This is a genomic window from Stenotrophomonas sp. 05L44_2, assembly GCF_056665995.1.
This window is the reverse complement of record NZ_JBFTNR010000968.1, coordinates 1-1,220: the sequence shown is the minus strand read 5'-3', so window position 1 is coordinate 1,220 and position 1,220 is coordinate 1. Positions and strand designations below refer to the sequence as shown.

Genomic DNA, 1,220 nt, shown 5'->3' with positions numbered 1-1,220 from the left:
CCCTTGAAGCTCCAGAAGCGGATGCGGCTGACCATCAACAGTGCGGCGACCAGGGTCACCGCCAACGCCACGAAGCGCAGCTCGTTGCCGTTCCAGCCCAGCGTGCCATCGGCGAAGGCCCAGACGAAGGACATCATCAGGCCAGCGGCAGCCGGACTGGCCAGGCCAACGAACCAGCGCTTGTCGACAACGGCCACCTGGGTATTGAAGCGCGCCAGGCGCAGCGCCGCGCAGGCGGCGTACAGGAACGCCACCGCCCAGCCGAGGCGACCGACCAGTTCACCGTCGTATTTCAGTTCCGACAGGGACCAGTGATACATCACCAGTGCGGGCGCCATGCCGAAGCTGACCAGATCGGCCAGCGAGTCGTACTGCACGCCGAACTCGCTGCTGGTGCCGGTCAGGCGCGCGACACGGCCATCGAGGCCGTCCATCACCGCCGCCACGAACACGGCGATGCTGGCGTTGACGAAATCCCCGTTGGCCGCGGCGATGATGGCGTAGAAGCCAGAGAACAGCCCAGCCGTGGTGAACAGGTTGGGCAGCAGGTAAATCGTGCGCGAGCGCGGCGGCGGTGTGATCGGGTCCATGGAATCCAGTTTAATCGACTTGCCAGCGGTCGGCGCCAATGCTGCAATCGGCGTTCTACGCCCATTCTGCGGAGTTTGCCATGCGTGCCCTGTCCTGCCTGGGTTGCCTGCTGCTGTTGGCCAGTACCACTGCGCTGGCCGGCCCTGTCTACAAGTGGAAGGATGCCAAGGGCGTGACCCAGTATTCGGAAACGCCGCCGGCCGGGGCAAAGTATGAGACGCGTGCCCAAGCCAGGACAGCGGCGACGGACGCGGCCCCCGAGCCTGCCGCCGCGCCGGTGCCGGAACAATGCAGCACCGCCCGCGCCAACGTGACGCTGCTGGAAGGCACCGGCCCGGTGATGCAGGACACCGATGGCGATGGCAAGGCCGATACCGCGCTTACCCCGGAACAGCGCAGCGCGCAGAAGGGCCTGGCCGAGGCGGCGATCAAGGCGTACTGCCCTCCGGCGGGTTGAGGGGGGATCGGCCGGGCGGCGCCCGGCACCCGCCGAATCAACGTCAACGTCAACGTCAAAAGCGGGCATTCCGTGGGATGACGGGGCGGTGTCGGATTGCGGGGACGCCGTAAACCCATCCGTGGGGGCTTGGCAGCCGCATCCATGCGGCTGACACCCCGCAATCCGACAC

General features: G+C 67.0%; 2 protein-coding genes. One reads left to right on the top strand and one right to left on the bottom strand.

All coding sequences use genetic code 11. From position 1 onward, the window contains the following. Positions 1-590: CDP-diacylglycerol--serine O-phosphatidyltransferase (gene pssA / locus AC1VAN_RS22395; RefSeq protein WP_480986808.1), on the bottom strand; the 590-nt coding region annotated here is incomplete at its 3' end. Positions 591-670: 80 nt separating this feature from the next. Here pssA and AC1VAN_RS22390 point away from each other — a divergent pair. After that, on the top strand, positions 671-1,048 hold the full coding sequence (locus AC1VAN_RS22390) for a DUF4124 domain-containing protein (protein ID WP_025879366.1): 378 nt from the start codon (positions 671-673) through the stop codon (positions 1,046-1,048). The last annotated feature ends 172 nt before the right edge of the window (positions 1,049-1,220 follow it).